Here is a 25,509-nt window from a genome sequence, read left to right as displayed (position 1 = left end):
AGGGACACTTGATGATACGGATGGCGTTCCTTGGAATTGACCTTACGACACCCATTATATGCAGCGCACAATTCCTGTCAATGATTTTTTGCAGTGCAAAATAGAAGAGTGCATCTGATATAATCAAATAAAATTTCGCTGAAAATCACGTCAGAAAGCCAACTATACATACGAAAAATCAATAACCCTTAACAACAACGATAATGAATAAGAAACATCGATTTTATTTCAAATTAGATTCAATGTATACTTTGAAAAATAAATACATTTCGCGTCACGAGAAATTTAACTGTTCATTAATACTAAATTTCGCCTAACTTTTTTTGAGACTTGACGCTACTTCATTTACTCATTCGTAACCGCGTTTCCATCAGATTGGACGGCAAATCAGCGGCAAACGTGCCATTTGCGACGCATTTGTGTGTCCACATGGAGCTTTACGAGCCGCAAATCGCGTGACCCAAAATGGGATTTGTAACTGTGTTTGGTATGCGTCTGCTCAGCTTCGCACGAAATTTCAGTGGTTTGGCAAAGACAGCTGCGGTCGCAGCACTGACTGCGAGCCTGGCTGCATCCATGACGACCCCGGTCATGGCGAACAGCAAATACGCCGGCATCGTCGTCGACGCCAAGACCGGCAAGACCCTGTACGCCTCAAGCGCAGACGAACCTCGCTACCCGGCGTCGCTCACCAAGATCATGACGCTCTACGTGGTGTTCGAGGAACTGGAAGCGGGCCGCCTGTCGCTGAACTCGAAGCTCAAGGTTTCCAAGTATGCCTCCGGCCGGCCGCCGTCAAAGCTGGGCCTGAAGGCAGGGTCTTCGATCACCGTCAAGGATGCGATCCTCGCACTGGTGACCAAGTCGGCAAACGACGTGGCAACGACCGTTGCGGAAAACATCGGCGGTTCGGAAGCCAGGTTCGCCGAACGCATGACCCGCACCGCACGCCAGATCGGCATGTCGAAGACAACCTTCCGCAATCCGCACGGCCTGCCGAACTCCGGTCAGCGCACCACGGCGCGCGACATGGCGACCCTCGGCCGCGCTATCCAGGAACGCTTCCCGAAATACTACGAGTACTTCGACACCCGGGTCTACAGCTACAACGGCCGCCGCTATGGCAACCACAACAAGCTGCTCGGACGCGTGAAGGGTGTGGATGGTATCAAGACGGGCTACATTCGCGCCTCGGGCTTCAACCTTGTGACCTCGGTCAAGCGTGACGACCGCCACATCGTTGCTGTCGTCATGGGCGGCAAGACCGGGCGCTCCCGCGATGCCCAGATGGTAAAGCTCATCAACGGCTACCTGAAGAAGGCAAGCCGCGGCCCGAAGACAGCACCGGCCCTCGTCTCTCGTGGCACAACGCCTGTCTTCCGCGCAGCGGCCCTCGATGAGATTCCGCTGCCAAACGACAAGCCGGAGACGATCAAGACCGCCCCTGCCCCGCAGATGGTTCTGGCCATGGCAAAGCCGGACGCATCCCCCAACGATCCGACCCAGCTTGTGACCGGCACCGTTCCGGTCCCGCCGAAGCAGGTGGAGTCCCGCATGGCTGCGACCTTCGATGTCGCCGGCCTGGCTCCGGTGCCTCAGGAGGCGCCGGCCAACGACAACCTCGTCACGGCCTCCGCCAATCCGGTCGTCACAATGGTGGATGTTGCTCCGCTGCCGCGCCAGATGCCGGAAAGCCAGAAGGAAACGGTTACCGTTGCCACCAGCGACAGTTCCGAGCAGGAGCCGGGCTGGCAGGTCCAGATCGCGGCGGCCGAAAGCGAAACCGGTGCGATCGAGATGCTCAAGCGCGCCAAGTCCAAAACCGGGTCTGCGCTGCGTTCGCGCACTCCCTACACCGAACCGGTCGAGGCCAATGGCCAGACCCTCTACCGCGCACGTTTCGTCGGCTTTGAAACGAAGACCGCCGCCCTGCGCGCCTGCAAGACCCTGAAGCAGGCGAAGTTCGCCTGCTATGCCATCTACCAGTAAAGCGTAACGGATGTCGTCAATGTCTTCTGAGAAGCGTGTCTTTAGCCTCGTTGAGTTTCGCAGCCAGGAACGCGGTGCCTCCATGGTCGGGATGCAACCGCTTCATCAACCGTCGGTGCGCGGCTCGGATTTCCGCGTCCCCGGCGCCGGGAGAAAGCCCCAGGACCTGGTAGGCCTCCTCATCTGTCATGGCGCCAGAGCTCGCCGTGCTTCCATGCCGCTCTGCTCCATCCGCCTCGAAGTCTTCTCGCCATCCGGCAAGCCGGCGGTCGAGATAAGCTTCGACTAGCGCCCTGCTCTGATCATCCGTTCCCGCCTCGACCCAAAGGACCTTCAACTGCTCCGGGTCGAGGTCCTCCAGTTCACTGCCGTCGAACTGCCCGGCCAGGACCTTTCCACGCATTGCGCCACTGTCGTGGTCGAGTTCCATCTCGATCAGCGCCGTCCGCACCTTTGACGTCTGTCCCGGCGTCGGACGCGAACGCCCCGATCCACCGCGCATCCCCAGCAAGGTCAGGCCGAAGCCAGCTGCCCCGATCGCAAAGGCAACCCTTCCCGTCAGTCCGAGAACCAGCGCAAGCAGCAAGAGCGCGACACCGCTCGCTGTCTTGATCTTTCGGGCCAGATCGGCGGGGTTTGCCTTCACGAAGGACTGGAGGCCGAACAGCAGGAAGGCAAGAACGGCGGTACCAACAAGAAAATAGATCATCCGCTCATTTCATCTGTTCGATCAAAAGCCGCGCTCCGGCTCCACCGGTCTTTTCCAGCGCCATCAGGGCAGCCCGGCCACCCGAGGCAAAGACTGCGACGGCTTTCAGAAGGTCGGCAAGCTGGCGCGCCGAACCGGTGTCGAACCGGCAATAGGCGCCACGCGTCAGCCGGGCGATCTCCCGGAATGCCTGTGCCGCAACCGGGTCATCCCCTTCCTGAAACAGGAACACCGGTACACCCAGAAGGCCAAGCTCACCGGCGCGGGCGCACAGGTCATCAACGTTTTCCTCCATGCAGTCGCCAACATAGACAACCGCTGAAACCTTCTTGTCACGGGCATCATTGAGGGCGGCGGCAAGCACCTTGCGGATCTGCGTTCGCCCCCCCTGACAGGCAATCCGCGACATGGCCGAGGCGAGTTCCTTGCCGTTCGCAAACCAGCGCGAGGCCTTGCATTCGCCGAAACCGCGGAAATAGACCAGCTTGATCTGGAGGCCTGAAATCTTGTCGGCCTCACGGAACATCTCCGCCTGAATCTGGCACGCCTCGTCCCAGGTCGGCTGCCGGCTCATCGTGGCGTCGAGCCCGAAGATCAGGCGGCCGATCGGCAACTGGCTGTCCGCGGCCGGCTTCAGCACTGCGGCATTGCGCAGGAAGGCAGCCACATCACCTGCATTCGACACGCTTGCAACCTCGCCCTGCGGGGTCGCTCCATCCGGTTTCAGCCCTGCGCTCTTCTCGCTGGCTCGGGGCACACGCCCTGGCATCTGATTCTCCCGGCTCGGTTCCGTAACTCTTTCAACTTGGGCTGTGGAACCGCGCTTGGCAAGTTGACGCCGGACGAATGGCGGTCAGGCCCGCGCGCTCACCTGGCGGATGCGCCCGCGTCTGCGCAGGTAGAATTCGGCAATGATCAGATTGGGAACCCAGCACAGCCAAGCGATTGCCGGATAGGCAGTCGAGAAAGAAAGACCTGCCGCCATCGAACTTCCGAGATAGAGCCGCAAGGTGACTGCGGCAAAAGTCAGCGCCGCCGAGCGGATCATCCAGCGCCTGTGAGCCGGAATATTACGCCGATACCCTTCAAGAAGACCCATGAGCGTCGTTCCCAGCCAGAAGATGGCAAGGAGCGCAAATCCTGCTCCGGCGAGCGGCCCTGCGGTCGTCTTGGCAGCAAGGTCAAACGAAGCAAGACCCGAACCGAGGATCAGCAGGACATAGACGCGGCCGAGCCAGCGGTGGAGCCGTGGGCGGGCATTTCGCAGACGAGCGCTGAACTGGACAGGTAACAGGGCAAGGGTGAGCGGAGCGATCGCGATATGGCCGTAGAGTAGCAGCTCGTTGCCCCCGAGGTGATGGGCCATGAAGTTCATTGCCTCGGCGACCCCAAGAGGCACGAACCGATACGAGACCAAGGCTATCGCGAGACAGGAAATGGCAGCCAAGACCGCCAGGACCTGATGGAAACGTGAGACGGTTTGCATGGCAATCTCCCTAACTTGACATTGTCAAGATAAGTGAAAACTTGACAGCGTCAAGTCATTTTCTACAGTTCCCCAATGACTCAGACGAAACAGACACGCAAAAGAGACGGCACACTTCGAAGCGACCTGGTGGCTGCCGGCATCGATATTCTGAAAGAAAAAGGCATGGAGGGGCTGAGCCTGCGCGAGTGCGCGGCACGCGCCGGTGTGTCCCATGCAGCCCCCGGTTATCACTTCAGGAACTTGGCGGGCCTGAACACGGCCATTGCTGCACAAGGCTTCAAGCTTTTTGCCGACGCCATGGACAACCGGCGCAAGACTGCCGACGCCACCCCTTCCGCGCAGCTGCAGGCGATCTGCGAGGGCTACCTGGATTTTGCCAGGAGCCACCGGGAGCTGTTCCTGTTCATGTTCTCAGGGCAGGAGTTCTCGGGCGACAACGACGACTTTGGTGAGGCATCCGGCCGGGCCTACGCGATCTTGCGCGAAACCTGTTCGCCGCTGGTGCCTTCCGGATCCGACCCGGAGGAGATCGAGCTTCTGGTCTGGTCCCTGATCCACGGCTATTCTCACCTGGCCACGGTCAACAAGAAACGCCCGACACGGCTTGGAGAGGCGCTTCCGCCCTTCCCTGCGCTTCTGGCACATCTTGACTTCAAGAACGTGAAATAGCCCGTCAGATCAGGCAAAGCTCGGAAAGGTCGCGGCGCATGCTCTCCGGCATGGAGCCGCCACCGCCAGCTCCCCGTATGTCCGCCGGAGCCTCTTCCGCCTTCAGGTAACGCCACCCCTGAAACGGGCGCTTAGGCTGGTATTGGGTCAAGATGAGCCTTGGCTCCAGCACGAGGTCACAACGTTTCACTCCGGCCTGATCCGTAAAGGGACGGATGTCCAGAAGATGCTGACGGACCTGGATGCGGCCCTTGATCACCCAGTAAAGCGAGCCGCCGTCGAGAAGCTCTTCCCGCCGTGTCGGCACCATCCGCGTGGTATGGATCTGTTCTTCCGGCAGCCCGGCGGCACGCTGTTGTTCGACCCGAAAGTCCACCCAGGCTTGGAGACTTTCGACGCTGTCCGCGCCGACGCAGAGCTTTACGAGATGCAAGGTCATGCCTTCTGACCTAGCAAGATGCCCCGGATCGTCAACGCCCGTAATCGCGAAGGAGCGCGTTTTTGCACAGGTTGAACCTGGTTTCGGATTCCCTGTGCACCCTGCCTGCCGGATTAGGCTCGAATTTCCGCCCGTGCACAAAGCAATTATTCAACATTTCGGCCTATCGTCGGCGCAACCGACTTGATCGCCGCGAGCCGCCAATGTCCAGACTTCGAACCGCCCTTATCTGCCTGATTGTCTATGTTGTATCGTCGAGCACGGCCGCTGCTCACGGCGAGCACTCGAAGGAGACGCTCGCGCTCGGCGATTTCAAGATCGTCAACACTGGCGGCTTCGTCGAGGAAAACGGCCAACGGCGCCCGATGGCGGTCGACGATGCAATGGGAACCGTCGATCTGGCAATCTCTGACGACAAGTCCGGAATGACGCTTGAAATCAACGGCAGCCGCATAGAACTGTTCGCATTGGAGAACGGACTTGCGTCCTTCCGCTGGGATGCAGATGAAACCAACCTGCTGCATCAGGAAGACATTCTCGACGTATCGGGCAAGGAAAGCCTTGAACAGGTACACGCGTGGGCCGCCGAGATCGACTGGCCGGACATGGGCAATGTGACCATGGTTCTGTTCAACTACAGCCAGAAGTCATATGGCGGCTTCCTGATCAGCAAGCCGGAAGGCAGAACCATCGTGCGCCAGATGGAGTTCCATCGTCTCACTGGGCCTCGGCACAGGGCTGACGACGTATTCTCATACAATTCACCGGAGCATCGGCGCTGAGCTATCCCACTGCCGACTGCCGGGTATCGGCATCGGTTTGAACAAACAAAAAGGGCGCGGTTTCCCGCGCCCGTCGTTCCAAACCGGGTCTGGTCTCACTTTGCAGCTACAACAGCCTGTTGTGCGCTTTCAACATCGTTGAAGAGAACCAGCATCGCCAGCGCGCCTCCAAGAGCGACCACCGTCCAGACGGTGACACCCCAGCAGGACTTTTGCACGTTTTCGTCCATGAAAACCCTTTGATGTGTTCGACCACTCCCGGGAGGGAGAATGTGGCCTCATTGCGGCGAGGAGTTAAGGGATCACTAACCGTTTCGCAAGTGCAAAAAATATGCACCAGCCCTGCATAAATCGCAGAGGAGTACAACTCCCCTTGTTTTCCAACGAATTAGGTAGCGCTGGCCCTTACAAAAAGGATCGGTTAAACACTTGGAAAAGCACGTTCGTCGAGGGAGATACGGTTAATTTCTCCCGCAACTGTCAGGATCCGGTCCCTTGCTGAAATCCCTCTCGCTTCATGACTACATTTCGGTCGGCTGGTTTCTTTTCGCGTGGTTCGGCTTCAACTTCCTGATCGACGTCAGTCCGCTGAAGAAGAAGACCCTGTCGGCTACCATGGAGGTTTACCGGCGCGCGTGGATGCGAACCATGACCACCCGCCCGGTGCGCATCATGGACACCGCCATCATCTCCGGACTGCAGCAAGGTACGGCGTTTTTCGCCTCCACCGCGTTGATTGCCATCGGTGGCGGCTTTGCCCTGCTCGACTCCACCGACACGATCCTCCAGCTGGCCGGCGATCTGTCGATACCTGTCGAGCAGACACGCGCCCTGTGGGAGGTCAAGGTGCTTGGCCTGATGTTGATCCTGGCCTATGCCTTCTTCAAGTTCGGTTGGGCCTACAGGCTGTTCAACTACGCCTCGATCATCATGGGCAGCGTCCCGGAAATCGGCCGCGCGGAAGACAGGGTCATCCTTGAAATCGCCGACAAGGCAGCGGAACTGAACGTCCTTGCCGGACGTCACTTCAATCGCGGACAGCGCGCCTTCTTCTTCGCGATCGCCTTTCTGGCCTGGTTCGCCGGACCGATCGCCTTTGCCGCGACGACGCTTGCAGTGCTTCTGGTACTGCTAAGGCGTCAGTTCGCCTCGCGCTCACGGCTGGCCGTCCTGGCTGCCGTCTCCGGGCACCACTTGGATGCATCGCCTGCCGCCAGCGAAGGCGAGTACACCGAGACAGGTTCGTCGAACCCCTTCACCTGATACTGGCCATAAAGACCGGCGCGGCAGCCCATGATGTCGGCAATCGCGTCGGAGACCAGAACTTCAACGTTGAGGTCCTTGGCCAATTCCGCGATACGTGCCGCAAGGTTGACGACCGGTCCGATCACCGTGAAATCCAGACGCGTGTCACTACCGACATTGCCGAAGAATACGTCTCCGGCATGCAACGCGATACCGACGCTCATGTCAGGTGTCTGCGTACAGATGTTGACCGCGTTGATTTCCTTGATCTTCTGGGTCGTTTCCCGCGCTGCCATCAGCGCCCGGCGTGCGGCGTCTGCGGCATCGTCCTCCGTCTCGTACGGAAAGATCGCCATCACTTCATCGCCGATGAACTTCAATACCTCGCCGCCATGAGCCTCGACGGCACCGGTCATTGCGCCGAAGTACTTGTTCAGGAAAACCACCAGCTTGTCTGCCGGAAGTTCGTTTGACAGCTTGGTGAAACCGCGCAGGTCGGCAAAGCTGACGACAGCAGAGATCCACTCGCCCTCGCCCCGCTTGATCGTGCCGTTCAGCACCCGGCCACCGGCGCGCGGACCGACATAGGTGTCAAGCAGCGTCGCCGCGGTCCGGCGCAAGGTGTACATCTCGCAAACCAGTGCCAGAGGCTGGATGATCGATTCAAGAACGCCGATGTGGCCATCTGAAAAACCATCCGGGGCCTTGGTGGCGAATGTCAGCGCCTTGATCGAGCCATCTGAAAAGTGCATCGGCAACGCGATGTAATCGGTGTAGCCGTCCTGGCGCAGGTCATCGATAACACCGAACTCGCCGGGTTCCACCTTTGGGCCGATCTTGCAACGCACAGCCCGGCCTTCCGTGTAGACGATCTTCAGCGGGCTGTTTTCGTAGCGCCCGTCAGCCTCGTCGCTGGCCATATAGCGCCGGAGCTCGCGCGTGCCGGAACTTTCCCAGACGGCAGCTTCAGCGCGCACATTCGGGTGAAGAAGCATGATGGCCGTGGTGATCCGGTCAGCGGGCACGCCCCCTGAGGTCAGGCGTTTCGCCAGTTCCTCGATAAGCTCAAGGCTGTCATCACGGCTGACGGCATCGGCATAGAGCCATTGAACGATGTCCGCTGCGACCAGCGGCGCTTCCATGACCATGGATCAGGTTCCTCGAATTCGCGAATACTTCCAATATGGGTATTTCCGCCGCGTTAGAAAAGAGGCGGCAATCATTACGGCCGAACTTCCTTCCCTTGACGGCGTCTTTGGCCGGATCCCAACGCTCTGCGTCCTGAAATTCAACTCCCGCAAGGGTCTCAAAACGCTCACAGACGTGCAGAACCATCCGCCAAAATACCAATGATTGCGTGTAACGGTCTTTTACGCAATTTTCTGTAGCATGCCTGCGAGGAGGACTTCAGCGATGACCGAGCCGAAGGACATGCCACATTCGCGAACCGAGATAGGCAAAGCCGAGCTTGAGTTGTCGGCAACGCCGTTTTTCAACGACATCATCCGGGAGTTGACCGGAGCGTTGCAGGACGTTGTCGGCCAGCGTGAGACCGAAGGGTTCATTTCTCTGGTGGGAGCCCGGATAGGCGTCTCGATCAACCAGAGCTATCGAAACGCCCTCGAGGTCGCCGAGCTGTCGAGGGAGCAAATCTCGCAGGTTCTCGTCGACCTGAAACGCAGGATCAGCGGACAGTTTCAGGTTGAATACGAAGATGAAGAGAAGATCGTTCTGAGCAACAGTCGCTGTCCATTCGGGAGCAACGTTATCGACCGGCCATCTCTTTGCATGATGACGGCCAACGTGTTCGGCAGGATCGTCGCCGACAATACCGGCTATGCCCGTGTGGACATCGAGGAAGCGATCGCTCGCGGAGACAAGGGGTGCAAGGTCATCGTCTATTTCAATCCGCCCGAACGGCCGGACAACGTCAGCAAAGAGTTCTTCAGGGTATCGAGCTAGATGCCACAGACGGAGCGAATAGTCCGCCACATCATCGCCCTGATGCCAGATCCGATTGCCGTGGTCGACCGCCGCGCCGTGGTGAAACTCCTGAACCCGGCTGCGGAAGAAATGCTCCGGCTTGCGCCCGGCACAGCAATACACGACTCCCTCGCGCTCGACGCAGACGCATCAGGCAAGCTGTTGGAATTTCTTGGACATTGCCTGTCGACGGTCCAGCCGGTTCCCACCCGCATCATTCGTCCCTCGGCTGGCGATGCCATTGTTTACGGAACACGGCTCGACCTTCCCGGCGACAGGCATGGCAAACTCGTCCTTTTACGCTTCGATCAACGCCTGCAACTTGCGGCAAAATTCGCGGTCCTGAATGACGAACTCTCCGACATGACAGACCGCGCCCGGCATCATCACAGCCAGAAGAGCTTCCTTCAGGACATGGTCATTCGCGATCCGCTGACCCAGGTTCTGAACCGGCGCGGTTTCGAACAGCTCATGTCACGTGAATTTAAAAGGGCAAGGCGCCATGGCCGCCGCATGTCCATGGCCGTTCTCGACCTTGATCACTTCAAGTCCATCAACGATCGCCATGGCCATCAAGTCGGAGACAAGGTCCTTCAGCACTTTGCAGCACTTTGCCAGGACAGCGTACGTCAGGAAGACTATGTCGCACGGATCGGTGGCGAGGAATTCGCGGTGGTCATGCCGGAGACCAATCTCCTGGAAAGCAGCATTGTCATCGACCGCCTGATCCAAACGGTGAAGTCGACAAGCATGAGTCTGGAAGACTTCGATCTTACCTACTCCGTGAGCGCAGGCGTGAGCCAATTGCGCCAGAATGAGGATCTCAGCGACCTGATCAACAGGGCCGACGCCAATCTTTACATCGCAAAGGAAAATGGGCGCGGACGGTACGTCTCGGATCGACCTTCCTCGCGTCCAGCTGTCGATGAGACAAATGAAAGGCCGTGCCGGCCGCCGGGGCGCTAAGATCGCGCCGGGAAAAGCGACGAGGTCTTGCCGGTCATCCAGTAGGCCAAGAGACCCATCCACTCACGGGCCGCAATGTCAAAGCGTCTGAGGCCTTGCGACACTCCCGAGAAGCCTAGCCCGGCATCGCTCCAGCCACGAGTGCGCCAATCGACGGGATAGGCGACGATACCGTCCCAACCGGCCTGCCTGAAGACGCCGACTGCACGCGGCATGTGGTAGGCAGAGGTTATGAGAAGCCAGCGCTGCCCAGGCTGTGGTTCAAGAAGTTGACGGGTGTAGACGGCATTCTCGACGGTATTGCGTGACTTCGCTTCCAGAGTGATGCGTCCAGGCTCGATGGCAAAGTCCCGGAAAAGGGCCGCGGCTCCATCCGCTTCCGTTGTTTGTCCCGGCACGAGAAGACCATGACCGCCGGTATGGACAATCGGCACCCCGGGCAAGCGCCTGGCCAGTCCCGGAACCACTGCCAGGCGTTCTGCGGCAGTCGTGAGTGCCGGCTCGCCCCGTGCGCCCATGACAATCGTGTCGAGTGCGCCCCCCAGAACGATGATGCCATCGATATCGGCAATTTCCGCAGGCCGCTGAAACCGCTCCTCCAGCGGCAGGATCAGCCAGTTGGCCGCTGGACCAAGCCCCGCCAATGCGATCAACCCGACGCACGACAGGACCATCCAGCGCCCGGCGCCCCGCCACCTTGTAAAGAGCAGCAGACAGCCGACAGCAGCTCCGAAGACCAGGGCATTGGACGGCTGCAGGAAGAAGAAAGCGACCTTCGATAGAATGAAAAACACGTTCATATCCAATTACTTGAAATGCCAACGCCATCAAGAGGTCAAGCAAAACCTGCATTAGGGCCCAAACCGTCAGGAGCGTGACCCACGTCACAGGCTCCGCGCCCGGCTTGCGCCAGTGTGACCCTGTCGAATGACATGTTCAATGTGGGGCAACAAAATGACAATTTACATGAAGCTTGGTGGACGTCCGGCGATGACGAGGGCTCTTGATGACCTCTTCGGCCGCCTCAACGCAGACCCGAGCCTTGCGCCGGCAGCAACGTCCATGGACAGTGAGATCCGGGCAGATCTCCTTGAGTTCCTCATCTTTTTGGCGGGCGGTTCCCCGGTCTATGACGGACTGCCGGTCTCGAAGATGCTTTCTCCCCTTTGTCCGACCAATGAGGCCTTCGACGATTTCGTCGACCATGTGGCCACATCGATGATCGGGACGGAGCGCCCGGTGCGCATCGAGGCGGACCTAAGGTTGATGCTGGAGCATATCCGCCCGCACGTCGTCGACAGGAACCCGGACAGGTTCATGAGTTCGGCAGACGGAAACGCCGTCGCATAGGACGCCAGCTCTGGCACACAAATAAAAACGCCGGCGAAATCGCCGGCGTTTTTATTTTGAAGCCTAGAGAAGCGTCAGCCCAACTCGGACACGTTGGTCACGACCTTGCCGACCAGGCCATACTCGATGCCCTCGGCCGGGCCCATCCAGTAATCGCGGTCCGTGTCCTTCTCGATCCGCTCGATCGGCTGGCCGGTCGCATCGGCGAAGATCTTGTTCAGGCGATCACGCATCTTGATGATCTCCTTGGCCTGGATCTCGATGTCGGTCGCCATGCCGCCTGCGCCACCGGACGGTTGATGCAGCAGGAAGCGGGTGTTCGGGGTGCAAAAGCGCATTTCCTTCGGCACCGAGACGTAGATCAGCGCGCCGGCGCTCGCGACCCAGCCCATGCCCAGGATACGGACTTCCGGGGAAATGAACTTGATCGTGTCGTGGATCATGTCGCCCGACTCGACGTGGCCGCCCGGCGAAGACACGATCACGGTGATCGGATCGTTGGAAACCTGAGCAAGTGCCAGCAGGCGCGCGCAGACGTCCCGGGCCATGTCCTGTGTTACAGGACCGGTAATCAGAACGGTGCGCGCCTCGAACAGATGCTTGTCGACCTGGATCGACGGCTGGCTCTTGGCTTTCTCGTCTTCCTCGTCGTCGAGGCGGGCGGGCACCGTTGTTGAATAGTTTTTCATGCGCAGGATTGGCTCCATTGACTATGCGCCGGCTCAACGCCGGCAGGTTCTCACCCATGTGTATGCGAAGCGGACGCTTGTCGCAAATTCCATGGCATGTTGTACGCGAAAAAGAGTTATCAGTTCGGCAACGAAATCCCGTTCTTCATATCATTCCGGGCCGCTCGGATGATCGGAAACCATAGTGCGGTTCGAGCCGACGACCAGATGCCAGACGAGCGCAATCGCAAACGGCAACGAAGGCCAGATGAACCAAAGCGTCGACAGGCCGCTGGTGACAAGATTGAGCAGGAAAAAGCCGAAGATGAAAAGCACGCAGGCCCTGATACGTCTCGGCTGACGGCGCAGCCAGGCGCGTGCCTGCTCGAAACCGCTGGCAACCGCATGAGTGTCCGCCTCAAGGCCATGGTGGCTGCGGGCACGGCGCGGAATTTCCGCCGACACCTGGTCTTCCGGTGCATTCCGGCCGTCCAGCCGCACGCGGTATGCCTCGACCGGCTCGCTGACATTCTTGATTGTCTGGAGCCCAGCACTGTCGAAGCCGAGAGCGAGCTTGGAACGGACCTGGTCATGGACCGACTGGCTGAGCATGATGCCGCCTGTCGGCGCCAATTCCTGAAGCCGGGCTGCGATGTTGACGCCATCCCCATAGATGTCGTCGCCCTCGACCATGATGTCGCCGAGATTGATCCCGATGCGGAAGTCCATCCGCTCGTCAGGATTGAGATCTGCGTTGCGAACGGACAATTCCTGCTGGATATCGACCGCACACTGGACCGCTTCGATGACGCTGGAAAACTCGATGATGACGGCATCGCCCCAGGTATTGACGATACGGCCCTGGTGGCGCTCCGTCAGCCCGCTCATGATGGCACGATAGGCTTTCAGCCGGTCCAGTGTCCCGTCCTCGTCCCGCTCCATGAGCTGGGAGTAGTGCGCCACGTCAGCACACATGACGGCCGCCAATCGGCGTCTTGCCCGTTCCATTCCGTTACCCCACTTCGTCTCTTTCTAGGAATGGGATGGTGCGGCGCAAATTTCAACGCCGGATGTGTCGCAAACTGCATCCGGCTCGACGCAAAAACCACAATACATGTCAGAGCCTGGCAATTAACTTACTGTTTCGGTTAGTCTTTTCAGCGCAGCCATGGCCTTGTCAGCAAGCGTATCGGGCACAAAGACATGATCGTGAAAATAGGCTGCGACGACATTGGCCGGGATACCGGCCGAAGCGAGCGCCGCCGAAACGGCAGCCGTCAGACCGACGGCCTCCAGCGCGGAATGAACGGTCAGCGTAATCCTGCGGAAAGCGTCGGCTTCGGCCACACCGAGCTGCCGGGCGGTCTCCCGAGACACGATGGCCGTGATGCCCTCAGCTTCCGATATCATCGCCAGCGGGCGATGCCTCGCCAACTCGTCGAGCGTGGTATCGGCAAACGTGCAGAAAACGTAGACTTCCGGATCCAGTTCAGGCCGCATTCCAGCGATCAGTTTTTGAAGATCCGCTTCGCCGGCCATCGGCAGTTCCTCTCTGGTGCAGGCTGCGTGACACCCCGTCTGCAGCATCGGGAGCTGAGCCCCTGTCTAGTCGCATCCGGACGAGGACGGAATCCCGCTTGGGAGGATCGTCCCGCAAAGGCGTGCTCCTTCGAGCTGATCTTTATCTATGAACAGCCCGGAAAGGTCGAGACCGGTGAGATCGACGCCGACAAGGTTGCAGATGCTCGCTCCGGGAAGGTTCTCGAACGCCGCGTAGATGCGCCCATCGGGCAACTTCAAGGCCCGGCCCTGCCTCATGAGGTCATCCAGCATAGCGGAGACATAGCTGTCGCGCGGCTCCTCGGCCCCATAACACGAACCGCTCTCTGCCCTTGCGCTGTCGGGAAGAACGAGAAAGGCGAGGCTACCGCTGAGGAAAAGTGCGAACCTGGTGAACATCTCCCGAGCCTAGCACGCTCGGCTCGACTTGCCAGCTTACCAGGGGATCGGCTGGCCCATATGATCGAAGAAGCGGCCTGTGTCCTTCGCCGTCAGGGACTGGACGACATTCGCAAGACGCGAGGCGGCCTCGTCCGGGGACTGGACGTCGAGACCGTTCTTGGCAAACCCCTCGGTCAATGGCGTTGCGACCGTTCCCGGATGAAGCGCGACGCAAATCGCGTCGGGCCTTTTGCGGCCAAGCTCGACCGAGGCGGTGCGCACCATCTGATTGAGCGCAGCCTTGGCCGCCCTGTATCCGTACCAGCCGCCGAGATGATTGTCGCCGATCGACCCGACCCTGGCCGACAGGGTCGCAAACACGCTCCTGCCCTCCTTGGGCAGCAGCGGCAGAAAATGCTTCATCACCAGAGCCGGGCCGACGGCGTTGATGGCGTAGGAGCGCGCAAGGGCCTCCGGATCGATCTCGCGCCAGGACTTTTCCGGGCCCCTGCCCTCCAGCGTCAGGCCGCCGGTGGCATCAAAGACGAGACGAATGGGACCATGGATGCCCGCCTGTTCGCCCGTCCAGCGCGCAGCCTGTTCGATCGTTGCCTCATCCAGAAGATCCAGTGGCGGCTCGCTCGACCGGCTGAGGCCCAGAACCCGTCCATAGGCCGCGCTCGCCTCGAGTGCCCGAACGAGCGCGGACCCGATGCCGCCATTCGCTCCGATCACGATGGCCGTTGCCGTGTCCATGATGCCTCCGACTGTCGTTTCATCAAGCTACGCAGCAGGAGGCCATCAGGATCATGCAAAAGGGCGGGCGCTGCCGATCTGGCAACGCCCGCCCCCGCAAGTTGAGCAAGAACCGGTTACTTGGTCTTGTTGAACAGCTCGCGCCCGATCAGCATGCGCCGGATCTCGGACGTGCCAGCCCCGATTTCGTAGAGCTTGGCATCGCGCAGGAGACGGCCCGTCGGGTACTCGTTGATGTAACCGTTACCTCCGAGAAGCTGGATCGCGTCCAGAGCCACCTTGGTGGCATTCTCCGCGGCATAGAGGATCGCTCCAGCTGCATCCTCGCGCGTGGTTTCGCCGCGGTCGCAGGCCTGGGCCACGGCATAAACGTAGGCCTTGGTGGCATTCATCGAGACATACATGTCCGCGACCTTGCCCTGCACCAGCTGGAAGGTACCGATCGGCTGGCCGAACTGCTCGCGCTCGTGAACATAGGGGATCACGATATCCATGGCGGCCTGCATGATGCCGATACAGCCTGCCGACAGAACGGCACGCTCGTAGTCGAGACCGGACATCAGAACGTTGACGCCCTTGCCGACCTCGCCGAGGACGTTTTCTTCCGGCACCTCGCAATCCTGGAATACCAGTTCGCCGGTCTCCGACCCGCGCATGCCGAGCTTGTCGAGCTTCTGGGCAACGGAGAAGCCCTTGAAGTCCTTCTCGACCAGGAAAGCCGTGATGCCCTTCGGGCCCGCTTCCGGATCGGTCTTGGCGTAGATGATCATCGTGTCGGCGCAAGGTCCGTTGGTGATCCACATCTTCGAGCCGTTGAGGACGTATGTGTCGCCCTTCTTTTCCGCGCGCAGCTTCATCGAGACGACATCGGATCCGGCACCCGGCTCGGACATGGCCAGGGCGCCCACATGTTCGCCGCTGACCAGCTTGCCGAGATAGCGCTTCTTCTGCTCGTCACTGCCCCAGCGGCGCAACTGGTTCACGCACAGATTGGAGTGCGCGCCGTAGGACAGGCCGATGGAGGCCGAGGCCCTGCTGACTTCTTCCATGGCGATGCAGTGCTCGAGATAGCCGAGACCCGAGCCGCCCCATTCCTCTTCAACGGTGATGCCGTGGAGGCCGAGGTCGCCCATTTCGGGCCACAACTCGCGGGGGAACCAGTCTTCCCGGTCGATCTTGTCGGCCAGTGGCGCGATGCGGTCCTGAGAATAGGACCGCACGCTGTCACGCAGCATGTCGGCGGTCTCGCCCAGGTTGAAGTTGAAGGACGGAAAGTCGTTCCGGATCATCTTGGTTCCTCCCAGCGGCGCTTGTCGTAGCGCACGAATTTGCTCAACGTGCCCACATGGTCATAGAGCCTGCGGGCCGTGTGATTGTCGTGGTGCGTGTGCCAATAGACGTTGGTGCAGCCTTTGGCCTCGGCCGCGGCGTAGACACCTTCGATCAGCTTGCCGCCGATACCGCCGCCTCGAATGGACGCATCAACGTAAAGGTCTTCCAGGTAGCAGGTCGGCGCGATCGCCCAGGTGCTCGCATGGGCGAGATAATGAACAAAGCCGACCAGCTTGCCTTCCCTCTCGGCAACCAGGGCGTCGTGATACCCCTCGCCCAACAGCCGTTCGAACAATGTATCTGTGATCTCCTGCGCAAGCGTCTGCTCGTAGAAGGTCAGATAGCCCTGCCATAGCGCTTCCCATTGGGCACGGTCGTCGCGGCGCAGCGGGCGGATCTCGATTTCGCTCGTCATCAGTCGTTCAGCCCTTCCAGGCACATGAGAGTGAAGAGGCCGGTCGCGACATGCACCTGTCCGTTTTCCTCAAGGCCGTAGACATCGCCCCGGGCAATGGTCAGCGTCCTTCCCGGCTTGATGACCCGGCCTCTGGCGACCAGAGTTGGAGCCTTCGCCGGGTTGAGAAGATTGATCTTGTATTCGCTGGTCAACACGCCCGAACCGGCGGGGAACAGGGACAGGGCAGCATAGCCAGCTGCGGAATCGGCGATCGATGAAGTGGCTCCGGCGTGAAAATAGCCATGCTGCTGGGTCAGGTCGTCCCGCAGTTCTATCTCCAGATCAACGGCACCGGGCGCGAGATGTGTCATGCGCGCGCCGAGTGTTGCCATGAATGGCTGGCGGGCAAAACTCGACCGCACCCGCGCCTCCCAGTCTGGGTCTTTCGGCGTCAGCAACATCACGCGTCCTCCGCAACGGGAAAGGCATTCGCGAAGAATTCGTCCGGATCCATCCCGAGTTCGGCCATTCGGGACCGGCACCCGGCCTCAACGTCATCCAGATCCTTGAGGGACGCCTCCAGATCACGCCGCTTCTCCAGCAATTCGGCGCGCCGGTCGGCGATCTTCTGCATCAGCAGTCGCAGCTGCCCTGGTTCGCCGGGAGCCTTGCCGTACATCTCGATGATCTCGCTGATCTCGGCGAGCGAAAACCCGAGCCGCTTGCCACGCAGGATCAGTTTCAGGCGCGTCCGGTCCGTCGGCGTGTAGAGCCTTTGCCTGCCCCGGCGTTGCGGCGAAAGCAGACCCTGCGCCTCGTAGAATCGAAGGGTCCGGGTGGTTATGCCGAATTCCTGCGTGAGCTGGGTGATGGTGTAGAGTCGTTGCATGGTTCCCCCTGGGGAGAACCCTTCATTCTTTTTACGTTAAAGTCAACAAGATCGAATTTAATCAATAAATGCAATGTTTTGAAAGTTACCGCATCAACTGATCCAGTGTCATGCCCGCCGCCAGCACGTTGAGGTCCACATCGCCGGTGATCCCGGCAACACTGCCTCGCTGATGAAACTGCCAGACGGTCCAGTCGCCAGCATAGTCCGGCGACCGCCACATGGACCGCACCCACAATGGCCGGGTCAGCCCCTGGTTGGCAAGATAGGTCTCGTAGGCATCGCCGGGCGCATAAAGCATCACCCGGTGCCCGGTTGCCGTTTCGACCTTCGCGACGAAGGCCGAAACTTCCTTGTGCACGTCGGAAATCGCAGGGCGCGAGGCGCAGTTGCCCTCGAATTCGATGTCGAGAACAGGTGGCAACATGGCTTCGCCGCGCGGCAGGACGCCCAGGAAATTGTCGGCCTGCAGCTCGCCGGGCCTGCAAAGGGAGAAGAAGTGATAGGCACCGCGGGCAAGACCGGCCTCGCCTGCACCGCTCCAGTTGGCTGAGAACGACCGATCCTGAAAATCGCCGCCCTCGCTTGCCTTCATGTAGACGAAGGCAACGTCATCTGTAGCAACATTCGCCCAATTGATGGGCCCCTGGTGATGAGAGACATCAATCCCACGGACAGGATAAATCGAACGATCCGGCTCCCAGCTCATGAAAAAGATCGCAACTCCGGCAATCGAGAGAACAGTTCCGATGGTTACATAAAACGCGATCTTCAAGACAAGCTGCAAGAAATACATGTGCCCCCGGTTCCCGAAATGAATGGTCTGAAATTCCGACTCAGGCCAGAACGGCCAGCGGTCTCAACACATACCGTTACGGCAAAGACATGCAACCCATTGAACTGCCTTGAATGGCAAACCTCGAGAATGCGCGCAGATCAGTCGTTGGCAGCTATTCGTGGAAATTCGGCCACAGTGGCGCACATGCAAGCTCCAGAACGTTCCCGGCAGGGTCGTTGAAGTAGAGGCTCTTCCCACCCGCCGGCCAGGTGACCTCACTCGTGATGGTGACACCATTCTGGGCCAGGTGCGACCGCCAGGCACCGACTTGCTCCGCCTTGATGTGAAACGCGAAATGCGCCGGTCCATCGCTGTGATGCCCGGGAACAACGCCACCCTCGGCAACACTGTCCTCGGAAGTCAGACCGCGCCGAAACACGAGCAGCGTCTGCGCAGGCCCCGCATCGTATGCGGTCAGCCGCTCGCCCGAGACCATGGCCTTCAAACCGAGAATACCGCCGTAAAAGCCATGTGCTGCCTCCATGTCATCGACATAGACGGCGGTTTCCAGAATTCCATCGATGTGTGGTGGAGACATCAGAGACTTGCAATCAGTTGCGGGGCCGCCCGAGCTTATTCGCTCGTTCCGGCCTTGCAACCCCTTGGCGGCACACCCCGGTGTTTCAGGAAAGATCGAGGCCCGGACCGGTCCGGCGCGCCACGAACTCTGTGATCCTGTAGTCTGCCAGATCATGCTGATGGAACGGGTCGTCCACGATCAGATTTTCCAACTCGGCGCGTTCGACGGACCGCGCGAGGATGACACCGCCGTCACGAGGGACCTTTGGCCCGGATGCCAGAAAGCGTCCGGCCGCATAGTGCTCTTCGAGAAAGGCCATATGTGCCGGCGCATGCAGTTCGATCAGGCTCAACGGCACCTTGTACTGCAGGTCGATGATGAAAAGTCGAGTGTCCATGTCCCTCTCCCGTCAATCGAAATAGTCCCTCGGAGGTCGCAGGGTCGCACCCCCACCCGGCCAATGCCTAAGCGGAGGCACGACCCGTCGCGCTCGGATGCCGGTTAGGCGACGCTTAGCTGGACGTCGATGTTGTTCCGCGTCGCGTTGGAATATGGACACACCTCGTGAGCCCTTGAAACAAGTGCTTCGGCCTCTGCCTTGTCCAGCCCCGGGATGGAAATCTCGAGCGACACCTCAAGGCCAAACCCGCTCTCCGAACGCGGACCGATCCCGACCTCGGAGGTGATGGATGTGTCGGCCGGCAGGGTCTTCTTGTCCTGGGCCGCAACGAACTTCAACGCACCGATGAAGCAGGCCGCGTAGCCTGCCGCAAAAAGCTGTTCGGGGTTGTTCCCCTCCCCGCCTGCACCGCCCAGTTCCCTTGGCGTTGCCAGACTTACCTTGAACGCTCCATCCAGAGTTTGCGCCGTTCCATCTCTTCCACCGGTAGCCCTTGCCCTGGTCGAATACACAACATTCACACCCATAGAGTTCTCCATTCCACATGCCGAAGACACGAAAGACAGCGTCAATCCGCTGTTCTCGATGAAATAAATTTAAATCGCGCACGATTTATTTTGCAGAGGATATTTATATCGCGCGCGATTTGATTGCAAGCCCTTGAGATTAATTCGCGCGCGAACTAGTTTGCGGAAAAACAACGCCACAACGGAAAGCCCGCCCCTGTCATGACGCAGACCAGCCTCTTCGATCTGGAACCGATCGCGAAACAGAAGCTCGACAAGCAAGTCGAGCCGAAAAAGACGGCACCAGTGGCTGAGGATACCGGGGCAGCGGAGGCACCCGCCAGGAAGACAGACACAAAGAAGCAGAAGGCATCAGCTGCGAAGGCAACGAAGGCCGGATCACCGGCGAAAAGAACTTCGAATGGGGACGCCGAACCAGTCGACCCGGAAATCGCCGAACGTGGTGACCTGGTATTGGAACAGTTTCTCTGCTTCTCGCTCTATTCCGCGACCCATGCCATGAACCGGGTCTATAAGCCGTTCCTGACCGAGCTGGGACTTACATACCCGCAGTACCTGGCAATGAGCGTTCTGTGGCAGAAGGACAGGATACTTGTCGGCGAGCTGGGCGAGCGCCTGCATCTTGAAAGCAACACCATGACGCCTCTCCTGAAGCGGCTGGAAGTTCTGGGTCTGCTGACACGCACGCGTGACAAGAAGGACGAGCGCCAGGTGCGCATCGCCCTGACCCGCCAGGGCCGCGCCTTGAAGAAGAAGACAGCGACACTCGCCTCATGCATCCTCGCGGCAACCGGAATGCCCCTCGATGAGGTTGTCGAGCTTCAAGGCAAGATCAGCAGGCTGCGCGACAACCTTTTGCAGTCGGCAACGGGCGACGAAGAGCAGATTTAAGAAAAATCAGAACGGCAGGCCGAACCAGAGCGCGGCAATTCCCAGGAAGGCGAAGAAGCCCACCACGTCCGTGACCGTTGTCACGAAGACGCTCGAAGCAATCGCCGGATCGATATCCAGCTTGTCCAGCGCAATCGGGATCAAGAGACCCGACAGGCCTGCAAAGAGCATGTTGATGACGATCGCGCCACCAATGACGAAACCAAGCCCGGGACTTTGAAACCAGGCCCAGGCCGTCAGGCCGATCAGGATCGCCAGCGCAATTCCGTTCACGAAGCCGACCAGCACCTCACGCCTCAAAACGCGGAACATGTTCCGGGCACCCAGCTCCTGGGTTGCGATACCTCGCACGGCGACGGTCATGGTCTGGGTACCCGCATTACCGCCCATGGACGCCACGATCGGCATTAGCACCGCAAGCGCGACCATCGCCTCGATCGTGTCCTCGAAAAGCGCAATGACAACCGAGGCAAGAACGGCGGTGCCGAGGTTCACCACAAGCCAGGTCAGACGCGAGCGGGCAATCGTGACCACGCTGTCGGAAATCTCTTCATCGCCCACCCCTGCAAGGGCGCGCAGATCCTCTTCAGCTTCTTCCTGGATCACGTCGACGATGTCATCGACGGTAATGATGCCGACCAGCCGGTCGTTCTCGTCAACGACGGCCGAGGAGACGAGGTTGTAGCGCTCGAACCGGCGTGCGACCTCTTCCTGGTCTTCCGTTGCCAGAACCGCATGACGGGTTTCCGTCATGATCGAGGTGACCTTCTCGTCCCGCTTGGTCCTCAGGACCTTGTCGAGAGCGACCGCACCGAGCAGGTGAAACGAGGGATCGACGACATAGATTTCGTAGAAACTGTCCGGCAGATCGCGGGCTTCACGCATGTAGTCGATGGTCTGGCCAATGGTCCAGAACGGTGCGACGGCGATAAATTCCGTCTGCATGCGCCGGCCGGCACTCTCTTCCGGATAGTCGAGAGACTTCTGAAGCTGAACACGCTCTGCATAAGGCAGCTCGCCAAGGATCTCTGCCCTGTCTTCGGCATCCAGATCCTCGAGAATATAGACAGCGTCATCGGAATCGAGATCGCCAAGGCCCTCGGCGATATCCTCGTTGGTGAGTTCTTCGAGCAGCTTCAGACGGATTGCGTCGTCCGTTTCCGTCAGCGCCGTGAAATCGAAGTCGTCACCCAAGAGCCGGACATAGGCCGGCCGTTCTGCCTCGCTGAGGCTTTCGATCAGGTCGCCGGAATCCGCCTCATGCAGAGAGCCCGCGAGTTGACGCACGCGAAAGGAATCGCTCGCCTCGATCGCTTCTTCGACCGCTGCGATGAAAGCCGGATTGAGGTGCCCCTCTTCATCACGGACCGGGATGGTGGAATCCGGAGTGATCTGGTCATCAAGCTGTGCGGTATCGCTCATCCTGCGCCTTTCGCCTCCAGAGTGCCACTCCAACGGATCGGCTCGATCCTTCACTCCCTTTGAGGCTTAACGTCCGGGGCGCTAAAACGCTACATGGAAAGCGCAAATGCTCCACAACGTTTGGAAATTCAATCGTCTGAAGACGATGTGAACCGCATCTCACCCTCTCCCACTCAGCCTGCGGGACAGCGCTTTTCCCGCCGGGCCATGCGCACCTCATCCAGATAAAGGCGCACCTCCTCTTCGAGAATCTTCTCATCGTCGGAGATGCACGGCAGGCTCGCCGAAAAGGCACGCCGCCCCCGCTCGCTGCCAAGACAAATCCGGCCCGCGGCCAGAACTTTCTGCTCGAGATACCAAAGCTGCTGGCACGTCTTTAGGCCAAAGGAGGATGGCGGCGTCTCCATGGCCCTGAGCTGCTCGAAGGAGAGCGTTGCTGCCGGCGCCATGGACGGGGCCAAACCGGCCAGAAGCGCAGCCCCGGCAAGTATGCCTTTCAGGCTTTTAGGCACCCACCCCGATCGAAACATCAGGCGGTCCGCCGCCTTATCGGAATGCCCCGCCGCCAGCGTCTCACCCATCACCACTCACGTCATTCCATCCGATTGCTGAAAGCTTCCGCTTCGCGTCTTCCGCGCTACCGGGCGCAGTCAGCCAGATATCGAGCCAATAATCCGGTGTCGCATTGCCGAATTTCCCTACGACTTGATTGAGTAAATTCAGGGCCTCTCTCTCGTCCCCAATTTGAATGTGGCTCATGGCATGGATCAGCTGAATCCAGGTCGCCCGGGGCCCGTCCAAGGCAACGTTCTCATCAAACGATTTTGCCGCCTCCTGATAGCGCCCGAGATTGTAAAGGATCACACCTCGCAGGTTTCGATAGGGCGTACGGGGCTTGAGCGGGTCAAGCCGAAGCGTCTCGTTGATCGCCCGAAGGGCTTCCTGGTGCCGCCCCGCCAAGCACAAAACGGCCGCAAACCGCATCTGCGTGATCGGATCACTGGGCTCCAGGGTCACCGCACGGTAGGATTCGACCACTGCTTTCTGTCGATCCCCTCCCACCGCGTAGGCGTATCCGAGGGCGGAATGCCCAAATCCGTAGTTGGCATCGACCTCGACCGCACTTCGGGCGTAGTCGACCGCTTTTTTCAAATCCGTATCCGGGTCGTCGGAATGTCGATAGAGAACCAGTTGCGCATGGGCGAGCGAAAGTCCCGCGTAGCCGCCGGCGAACTCAGGATCGAGTCTTGTCACCTCCAGGAGCATGTCGATCGCTGCGCGTGTGCGCCCGACCTGGTCAGGTGGATAGAGGGAACGCATTGCATTGGAAAACAAGGTGACAGCGGTCCGGTTGTCCGAATGGCCAAGAGCAATGCGCTTGATTTCATCCGGCTCCACGACAACGGAGAGTGCGGAGGCGATCTCGTCCACGACTTTCTCCAGAAGCCCGTCGAGATCATCCATTTGCCCGGTGTAGCGCTCCGCCCAGACGATTTCGCTTGTGGTCGTTTCCTGCAGCTGGACATCGAGCTCGAAGCCTCCCTCATCCAACACGTGAACGCCCGTGACAAAGTGACTCAAACCAAAGCGGCTTGCCATTTCCGACAGGGGCATCCGCAGCAGCTGCTCGCTCCCTCCCGGCCCGGATGCCATCACCCGCAATGCCGAGAGTTTCGCGAGATCGGACGTCAGGGTCATCTGAAACCTTCGACCAAACGCACCAACGTTCTGCTCGTGATCCACCCCGATCACGGCGACGAAGGGCATGGGCTCAGGTTCGGCGGCGTATTGCCGCCTGTGCTTTTCATGCAGGAAGGACTCAGCAATCCAGAACCCGCTTGCAACAACGAGCAGCACCAGAACTGCGATCAAATAGCGATAACGCCGAACAGGACCGTTATTCGCCGGCCCGGGCATGGGGGTCCCGGGTAACTCGGCTTCGCCACCGGCATCCGTCTGGTCTTGTCCGACACGGACGAACACCGGCGCGTAGGAACCGGGAGTGATCTCGATCCGAATGGGATCATCGGTCCCGGCTGACTGGTAATAGTAGCTCAGCTTGCGCCGCAGCCGCGCCATCGTGACCCGGACAACGGATCCCGAGCTGTCCGGGTCATCCCCCCGGCGGTTGAAAACTTCATAGGCAATAATTGTTTCATTGATGTCGCCGGGGCGGCCGTCGAGAAACTTCTCGACTATATAGCGCAAGACATCCTTGATCCTTGGCGAGGAACGGAACTCCTCACTTTCAAGAACACGCTTGAGCGCATCGCGGATCTCCGCACCTGATACAGGATTACCCCGCGTCATCTGGCTTTAGGTCCTCCGGTCGCCGAGACAGTTGATAGCAATACTGATTCCCTCTCACCCCCACCTGTTACACACGTTACATCATGTTACAGCAGCTTTGGATTGAACAGGAAATTTCGCCAGAATTCCGGCGCTTTTGGCATGACCCAGCAGTGTGCTCCCGTTGCGTGACCGTGTGACTCGTTACCTTCACTCGGATCCCTTGCTAAAGTTCACGATAAAGACGCTGCCAAGCTGAAACAACCCGGCAGATCATGACCGACAAGCATCGCGCAAGACGAAGCGGTCGGCTGGAAATGATCCGATAGCCAGCTTGGTCGTGTCTCGACAAGCTAGAATGCGGGACCGACCGCTCTGACCTGTGACAAAGCCGCAAGCGCAATGCAACGGCATCAGGCTAGAACGAGTTGAAATAAAACCGCACTGCCCCATCGAGGAACGCCCGGGGAGCCTGGAGATTACGCCAGGCTCCCCTGGTCCTTGCCGCACAGACAGCAGCTCTACTCGACAACGTCCCAACTATAGCCGAAGACTACCGAGGCCATCCCAAAAGCCTTGATTTTCGAAACTGCGCGAGTGTGTGCGCCCCGTGGAAGCGCCCACTTAACTCAAGACAATTCTGTATTGAAAAGAAACGCAGATAGCGGAAACAAAAAAGGCACCCGCCGCCGGTAATACCAAACGCCCGACTTGTGGCGTTTCAAAAACCGGTTCTCGTTACGCAAAACCCTGGCCTCACACGCATGTGGGGTAAAAGTTGGGGTAATTATTGGGGCAAAAGTGCGATTGAGAAAACAAAAAAACCGGCCAAAGGCCGGTTCTCTTTAAATATCAATCACTTGGTAGTGTGATCGATGGTGCGGTCGAGAAGACTCGAACTTCCACGGGTTTTACCCCACAGCGACCTCAACGCTGCGCGTCTACCAATTCCGCCACGACCGCATATTCTGTTTTCCCGCCGCCTCTCGGCTGCGAGGAGCCCCATGTAGCAAAACGG

At 59.4% G+C, this 25,509-nt stretch carries 31 protein-coding genes, 1 tRNA gene and 1 pseudogene; 9 read left to right on the top strand and 24 right to left on the bottom strand.

Going from position 1 to position 25,509, the window contains the following annotated elements; translation table 11 throughout:
* Positions 1-576 precede the first annotated feature (576 nt).
* Positions 577-1,989, top strand: a complete 1,413-nt coding sequence (locus tag ACN0SY_RS16105; protein ID WP_417689327.1) for a serine hydrolase — start codon at positions 577-579, stop codon at positions 1,987-1,989.
* Between the two features lie 16 nt (positions 1,990-2,005).
* On the opposite strand, the gene ACN0SY_RS16100 is transcribed toward ACN0SY_RS16105, so the two are convergent.
* The 3 genes from ACN0SY_RS16100 to ACN0SY_RS16090 all read right to left on the bottom strand — a co-directional run bounded on the left by ACN0SY_RS16100 (position 2,006) and on the right by ACN0SY_RS16090 (position 4,184).
* Entirely contained in the window at positions 2,006-2,698 is a 693-nt protein-coding gene (locus ACN0SY_RS16100) for a DnaJ domain-containing protein (RefSeq protein ID WP_417688889.1), read from the bottom strand.
* Positions 2,699-2,702: 4 nt separating this feature from the next.
* Positions 2,703-3,467, bottom strand: a complete 765-nt coding sequence (locus ACN0SY_RS16095) for a VWA domain-containing protein (RefSeq protein ID WP_417688887.1) — start codon at positions 3,465-3,467, stop codon at positions 2,703-2,705.
* A gap of 84 nt (positions 3,468-3,551) precedes the next feature.
* Entirely contained in the window at positions 3,552-4,184 is a 633-nt protein-coding gene (locus ACN0SY_RS16090) for a DUF2306 domain-containing protein (RefSeq protein ID WP_417688885.1), read from the bottom strand.
* Between the two features lie 75 nt (positions 4,185-4,259).
* Between ACN0SY_RS16090 and ACN0SY_RS16085 the strand changes: the two genes are divergently transcribed.
* On the top strand, positions 4,260-4,856 hold the full coding sequence (locus tag ACN0SY_RS16085; protein WP_417688883.1) for a TetR/AcrR family transcriptional regulator: 597 nt from the start codon (positions 4,260-4,262) through the stop codon (positions 4,854-4,856).
* Positions 4,857-4,860: 4 nt separating this feature from the next.
* On the opposite strand, the gene ACN0SY_RS16080 is transcribed toward ACN0SY_RS16085, so the two are convergent.
* Positions 4,861-5,295: a DUF1489 family protein gene (locus ACN0SY_RS16080; RefSeq protein WP_417688881.1), complete on the bottom strand. Its 435-nt coding sequence runs from the start codon at positions 5,293-5,295 to the stop codon at positions 4,861-4,863.
* Between the two features lie 203 nt (positions 5,296-5,498).
* Here ACN0SY_RS16080 and ACN0SY_RS16075 point away from each other — a divergent pair, with 203 nt between their 5' ends.
* On the top strand, positions 5,499-6,077 hold the full coding sequence (locus ACN0SY_RS16075) for a hypothetical protein (protein WP_417688879.1): 579 nt from the start codon (positions 5,499-5,501) through the stop codon (positions 6,075-6,077).
* Positions 6,078-6,172: 95 nt separating this feature from the next.
* On the opposite strand, the gene ACN0SY_RS16070 is transcribed toward ACN0SY_RS16075, so the two are convergent.
* Entirely contained in the window at positions 6,173-6,295 is a 123-nt protein-coding gene (locus ACN0SY_RS16070) for a hypothetical protein (protein ID WP_417688877.1), read from the bottom strand.
* Between the two features lie 277 nt (positions 6,296-6,572).
* Here ACN0SY_RS16070 and ACN0SY_RS16065 point away from each other — a divergent pair, with 277 nt between their 5' ends.
* Positions 6,573-7,340, top strand: coding sequence for a DUF599 domain-containing protein (locus tag ACN0SY_RS16065; protein WP_417688876.1), 768 nt, complete (start codon positions 6,573-6,575; stop codon positions 7,338-7,340).
* 47 nt (positions 7,341-7,387) lie between these two features.
* Here the strand turns inward: ACN0SY_RS16065 and ACN0SY_RS16060 are convergent.
* Positions 7,388-7,951 (bottom strand): annotated as a pseudogene (locus tag ACN0SY_RS16060) (adenylate/guanylate cyclase domain-containing protein); the annotation flags it as partial.
* 511 nt (positions 7,952-8,462) lie between these two features.
* Here ACN0SY_RS16060 and ACN0SY_RS16055 point away from each other — a divergent pair.
* The 3 genes from ACN0SY_RS16055 to ACN0SY_RS16045 are packed head-to-tail and all read left to right on the top strand — an operon-like array spanning position 8,463 to position 10,271.
* Positions 8,463-8,675: a hypothetical protein gene (locus ACN0SY_RS16055; RefSeq protein WP_417688874.1), complete on the top strand. Its 213-nt coding sequence runs from the start codon at positions 8,463-8,465 to the stop codon at positions 8,673-8,675.
* 60 nt (positions 8,676-8,735) lie between these two features.
* Entirely contained in the window at positions 8,736-9,284 is a 549-nt protein-coding gene (locus ACN0SY_RS16050; protein WP_417688872.1) for a methanogen output domain 1-containing protein, read from the top strand.
* Positions 9,285-10,271 carry a diguanylate cyclase gene (locus ACN0SY_RS16045; protein WP_417688870.1) on the top strand — a complete coding sequence of 329 codons (987 nt, stop codon included), beginning with the start codon at positions 9,285-9,287 and terminating at the stop codon, positions 10,269-10,271.
* Here the strand turns inward: ACN0SY_RS16045 and ACN0SY_RS16040 are convergent.
* Complete coding sequence (locus ACN0SY_RS16040; protein WP_417688868.1) at positions 10,268-11,071, bottom strand: YdcF family protein; 804 nt, start codon at positions 11,069-11,071, stop codon at positions 10,268-10,270. The two genes, ACN0SY_RS16045 and ACN0SY_RS16040, sit on opposite strands and share 4 nt — an antisense overlap.
* A gap of 154 nt (positions 11,072-11,225) precedes the next feature.
* Here ACN0SY_RS16040 and ACN0SY_RS16035 point away from each other — a divergent pair, with 154 nt between their 5' ends.
* The gene (locus tag ACN0SY_RS16035) at positions 11,226-11,621 is read left to right on the top strand and encodes a Clp protease ClpP (RefSeq protein WP_417688866.1); all 396 of its coding nucleotides are present in this window, start codon (positions 11,226-11,228) and stop codon (positions 11,619-11,621) included.
* Between the two features lie 74 nt (positions 11,622-11,695).
* Here the strand turns inward: ACN0SY_RS16035 and ACN0SY_RS16030 are convergent, their stop codons facing one another.
* The 13 genes from ACN0SY_RS16030 to ACN0SY_RS15970 all read right to left on the bottom strand — a co-directional run bounded on the left by ACN0SY_RS16030 (position 11,696) and on the right by ACN0SY_RS15970 (position 19,889).
* Positions 11,696-12,310: an ATP-dependent Clp protease proteolytic subunit gene (locus ACN0SY_RS16030; protein WP_417688864.1), complete on the bottom strand. Its 615-nt coding sequence runs from the start codon at positions 12,308-12,310 to the stop codon at positions 11,696-11,698.
* A gap of 150 nt (positions 12,311-12,460) precedes the next feature.
* Positions 12,461-13,297 carry an adenylate/guanylate cyclase domain-containing protein gene (locus tag ACN0SY_RS16025; RefSeq protein ID WP_417688862.1) on the bottom strand — a complete coding sequence of 279 codons (837 nt, stop codon included), beginning with the start codon at positions 13,295-13,297 and terminating at the stop codon, positions 12,461-12,463.
* 123 nt (positions 13,298-13,420) lie between these two features.
* A complete protein-coding gene (locus ACN0SY_RS16020) occupies positions 13,421-13,828 on the bottom strand; it encodes an ACT domain-containing protein (RefSeq protein WP_417688860.1) in 408 nt (135 codons plus the stop codon).
* Positions 13,829-13,894: 66 nt separating this feature from the next.
* Positions 13,895-14,248, bottom strand: a complete 354-nt coding sequence (locus ACN0SY_RS16015; protein WP_417688858.1) for a hypothetical protein — start codon at positions 14,246-14,248, stop codon at positions 13,895-13,897.
* A 36-nt stretch (positions 14,249-14,284) separates the two neighbouring features.
* Positions 14,285-14,986: an SDR family oxidoreductase gene (locus ACN0SY_RS16010; protein ID WP_417688856.1), complete on the bottom strand. Its 702-nt coding sequence runs from the start codon at positions 14,984-14,986 to the stop codon at positions 14,285-14,287.
* 116 nt (positions 14,987-15,102) lie between these two features.
* A complete protein-coding gene (locus tag ACN0SY_RS16005; RefSeq protein ID WP_417688854.1) occupies positions 15,103-16,275 on the bottom strand; it encodes an isovaleryl-CoA dehydrogenase in 1,173 nt (390 codons plus the stop codon).
* Positions 16,272-16,733 carry a GNAT family N-acetyltransferase gene (locus ACN0SY_RS16000; protein ID WP_417688852.1) on the bottom strand — a complete coding sequence of 154 codons (462 nt, stop codon included), beginning with the start codon at positions 16,731-16,733 and terminating at the stop codon, positions 16,272-16,274. Before ACN0SY_RS16000 ends, ACN0SY_RS16005 begins: the two co-directional genes overlap by 4 nt.
* On the bottom strand, positions 16,733-17,176 hold the full coding sequence (locus ACN0SY_RS15995) for a PaaI family thioesterase (protein WP_417688850.1): 444 nt from the start codon (positions 17,174-17,176) through the stop codon (positions 16,733-16,735). The genes ACN0SY_RS16000 and ACN0SY_RS15995 overlap by 1 nt, the downstream gene beginning before the upstream one ends.
* On the bottom strand, positions 17,176-17,604 hold the full coding sequence (locus ACN0SY_RS15990; protein WP_417688848.1) for a MerR family transcriptional regulator: 429 nt from the start codon (positions 17,602-17,604) through the stop codon (positions 17,176-17,178). Before ACN0SY_RS15990 ends, ACN0SY_RS15995 begins: the two co-directional genes overlap by 1 nt.
* Positions 17,605-17,689: 85 nt before the next feature.
* The gene (locus ACN0SY_RS15985) at positions 17,690-18,400 is read right to left on the bottom strand and encodes a GH25 family lysozyme (RefSeq protein ID WP_417688846.1); all 711 of its coding nucleotides are present in this window, start codon (positions 18,398-18,400) and stop codon (positions 17,690-17,692) included.
* Positions 18,401-18,554: 154 nt separating this feature from the next.
* On the bottom strand, positions 18,555-18,980 hold the full coding sequence (locus tag ACN0SY_RS15980; RefSeq protein WP_417688844.1) for a VOC family protein: 426 nt from the start codon (positions 18,978-18,980) through the stop codon (positions 18,555-18,557).
* An 85-nt stretch (positions 18,981-19,065) separates the two neighbouring features.
* Positions 19,066-19,359 (bottom strand): YciI family protein, encoded by a 294-nt coding sequence (locus ACN0SY_RS15975; RefSeq protein WP_417688842.1) that lies wholly within the window; start codon positions 19,357-19,359, stop codon positions 19,066-19,068.
* Positions 19,360-19,463: 104 nt separating this feature from the next.
* On the bottom strand, positions 19,464-19,889 hold the full coding sequence (locus tag ACN0SY_RS15970) for an organic hydroperoxide resistance protein (RefSeq protein WP_417688840.1): 426 nt from the start codon (positions 19,887-19,889) through the stop codon (positions 19,464-19,466).
* Between the two features lie 201 nt (positions 19,890-20,090).
* Between ACN0SY_RS15970 and ACN0SY_RS15965 the strand changes: the two genes are divergently transcribed.
* Positions 20,091-20,780 (top strand): MarR family winged helix-turn-helix transcriptional regulator, encoded by a 690-nt coding sequence (locus ACN0SY_RS15965; RefSeq protein WP_417688838.1) that lies wholly within the window; start codon positions 20,091-20,093, stop codon positions 20,778-20,780.
* Positions 20,781-20,786: 6 nt separating this feature from the next.
* On the opposite strand, the gene mgtE is transcribed toward ACN0SY_RS15965, so the two are convergent.
* The 4 genes from mgtE to ACN0SY_RS15945 form a co-directional block, all read right to left on the bottom strand.
* On the bottom strand, positions 20,787-22,202 hold the full coding sequence (mgtE, locus tag ACN0SY_RS15960; protein WP_417688836.1) for a magnesium transporter: 1,416 nt from the start codon (positions 22,200-22,202) through the stop codon (positions 20,787-20,789).
* A 173-nt stretch (positions 22,203-22,375) separates the two neighbouring features.
* On the bottom strand, positions 22,376-22,783 hold the full coding sequence (locus ACN0SY_RS15955) for a hypothetical protein (RefSeq protein ID WP_417688834.1): 408 nt from the start codon (positions 22,781-22,783) through the stop codon (positions 22,376-22,378).
* On the bottom strand, positions 22,776-24,512 hold the full coding sequence (locus tag ACN0SY_RS15950; protein WP_417688832.1) for a tetratricopeptide repeat protein: 1,737 nt from the start codon (positions 24,510-24,512) through the stop codon (positions 22,776-22,778). The genes ACN0SY_RS15955 and ACN0SY_RS15950 overlap by 8 nt, the downstream gene beginning before the upstream one ends.
* 855 nt (positions 24,513-25,367) lie before the next feature.
* A tRNA-Leu gene (locus ACN0SY_RS15945) sits at positions 25,368-25,454 on the bottom strand.
* Positions 25,455-25,509: the final 55 nt, after the last annotated feature.

It is taken from the genome of Roseibium sp. (assembly GCF_048261595.1).
Classification (GTDB): Bacteria; Pseudomonadota; Alphaproteobacteria; order Rhizobiales; family Stappiaceae; genus Roseibium.
The sequence above is the reverse complement of the archived record's forward strand: the minus strand, read 5'-3'. Positions and strand labels throughout refer to the sequence as shown.

Excerpts from the sequence above, each read along its gene's own strand:
- ACN0SY_RS16105 (WP_417689327.1), top strand. The coding sequence starts at position 577 with ATGACGACCCCGGTCATGGCGAACAGCAAATACGCCGGCATCGTCGTC.
- ACN0SY_RS16100 (WP_417688889.1), bottom strand. The coding sequence starts at position 2,698 with ATGATCTATTTTCTTGTTGGTACCGCCGTTCTTGCCTTCCTGCTGTTC.
- ACN0SY_RS16095 (WP_417688887.1), bottom strand. The coding sequence starts at position 3,467 with ATGCCAGGGCGTGTGCCCCGAGCCAGCGAGAAGAGCGCAGGGCTGAAA.
- ACN0SY_RS16090 (WP_417688885.1), bottom strand. The coding sequence starts at position 4,184 with ATGCAAACCGTCTCACGTTTCCATCAGGTCCTGGCGGTCTTGGCTGCC.
- ACN0SY_RS16085 (WP_417688883.1), top strand. The coding sequence starts at position 4,260 with ATGACTCAGACGAAACAGACACGCAAAAGAGACGGCACACTTCGAAGC.
- ACN0SY_RS16080 (WP_417688881.1), bottom strand. The coding sequence starts at position 5,295 with ATGACCTTGCATCTCGTAAAGCTCTGCGTCGGCGCGGACAGCGTCGAA.
- ACN0SY_RS16075 (WP_417688879.1), top strand. The coding sequence starts at position 5,499 with ATGTCCAGACTTCGAACCGCCCTTATCTGCCTGATTGTCTATGTTGTA.
- ACN0SY_RS16055 (WP_417688874.1), top strand. The coding sequence starts at position 8,463 with ATGACCATGGATCAGGTTCCTCGAATTCGCGAATACTTCCAATATGGG.
- ACN0SY_RS16050 (WP_417688872.1), top strand. The coding sequence starts at position 8,736 with ATGACCGAGCCGAAGGACATGCCACATTCGCGAACCGAGATAGGCAAA.
- ACN0SY_RS16045 (WP_417688870.1), top strand. The coding sequence starts at position 9,285 with ATGCCACAGACGGAGCGAATAGTCCGCCACATCATCGCCCTGATGCCA.
- ACN0SY_RS16040 (WP_417688868.1), bottom strand. The coding sequence starts at position 11,071 with ATGAACGTGTTTTTCATTCTATCGAAGGTCGCTTTCTTCTTCCTGCAG.
- ACN0SY_RS16035 (WP_417688866.1), top strand. The coding sequence starts at position 11,226 with ATGACAATTTACATGAAGCTTGGTGGACGTCCGGCGATGACGAGGGCT.
- ACN0SY_RS16030 (WP_417688864.1), bottom strand. The coding sequence starts at position 12,310 with ATGAAAAACTATTCAACAACGGTGCCCGCCCGCCTCGACGACGAGGAA.
- ACN0SY_RS16025 (WP_417688862.1), bottom strand. The coding sequence starts at position 13,297 with ATGGAACGGGCAAGACGCCGATTGGCGGCCGTCATGTGTGCTGACGTG.
- ACN0SY_RS16020 (WP_417688860.1), bottom strand. The coding sequence starts at position 13,828 with ATGGCCGGCGAAGCGGATCTTCAAAAACTGATCGCTGGAATGCGGCCT.
- ACN0SY_RS16015 (WP_417688858.1), bottom strand. The coding sequence starts at position 14,248 with ATGTTCACCAGGTTCGCACTTTTCCTCAGCGGTAGCCTCGCCTTTCTC.
- ACN0SY_RS16010 (WP_417688856.1), bottom strand. The coding sequence starts at position 14,986 with ATGGACACGGCAACGGCCATCGTGATCGGAGCGAATGGCGGCATCGGG.
- ACN0SY_RS16005 (WP_417688854.1), bottom strand. The coding sequence starts at position 16,275 with ATGATCCGGAACGACTTTCCGTCCTTCAACTTCAACCTGGGCGAGACC.
- ACN0SY_RS16000 (WP_417688852.1), bottom strand. The coding sequence starts at position 16,733 with ATGACGAGCGAAATCGAGATCCGCCCGCTGCGCCGCGACGACCGTGCC.
- ACN0SY_RS15995 (WP_417688850.1), bottom strand. The coding sequence starts at position 17,176 with ATGTTGCTGACGCCGAAAGACCCAGACTGGGAGGCGCGGGTGCGGTCG.
- ACN0SY_RS15990 (WP_417688848.1), bottom strand. The coding sequence starts at position 17,604 with ATGCAACGACTCTACACCATCACCCAGCTCACGCAGGAATTCGGCATA.
- ACN0SY_RS15985 (WP_417688846.1), bottom strand. The coding sequence starts at position 18,400 with ATGTATTTCTTGCAGCTTGTCTTGAAGATCGCGTTTTATGTAACCATC.
- ACN0SY_RS15980 (WP_417688844.1), bottom strand. The coding sequence starts at position 18,980 with ATGTCTCCACCACACATCGATGGAATTCTGGAAACCGCCGTCTATGTC.
- ACN0SY_RS15975 (WP_417688842.1), bottom strand. The coding sequence starts at position 19,359 with ATGGACACTCGACTTTTCATCATCGACCTGCAGTACAAGGTGCCGTTG.
- ACN0SY_RS15970 (WP_417688840.1), bottom strand. The coding sequence starts at position 19,889 with ATGGGTGTGAATGTTGTGTATTCGACCAGGGCAAGGGCTACCGGTGGA.
- ACN0SY_RS15965 (WP_417688838.1), top strand. The coding sequence starts at position 20,091 with ATGACGCAGACCAGCCTCTTCGATCTGGAACCGATCGCGAAACAGAAG.
- mgtE (WP_417688836.1), bottom strand. The coding sequence starts at position 22,202 with ATGAGCGATACCGCACAGCTTGATGACCAGATCACTCCGGATTCCACC.
- ACN0SY_RS15955 (WP_417688834.1), bottom strand. The coding sequence starts at position 22,783 with ATGGGTGAGACGCTGGCGGCGGGGCATTCCGATAAGGCGGCGGACCGC.
- ACN0SY_RS15950 (WP_417688832.1), bottom strand. The coding sequence starts at position 24,512 with ATGACGCGGGGTAATCCTGTATCAGGTGCGGAGATCCGCGATGCGCTC.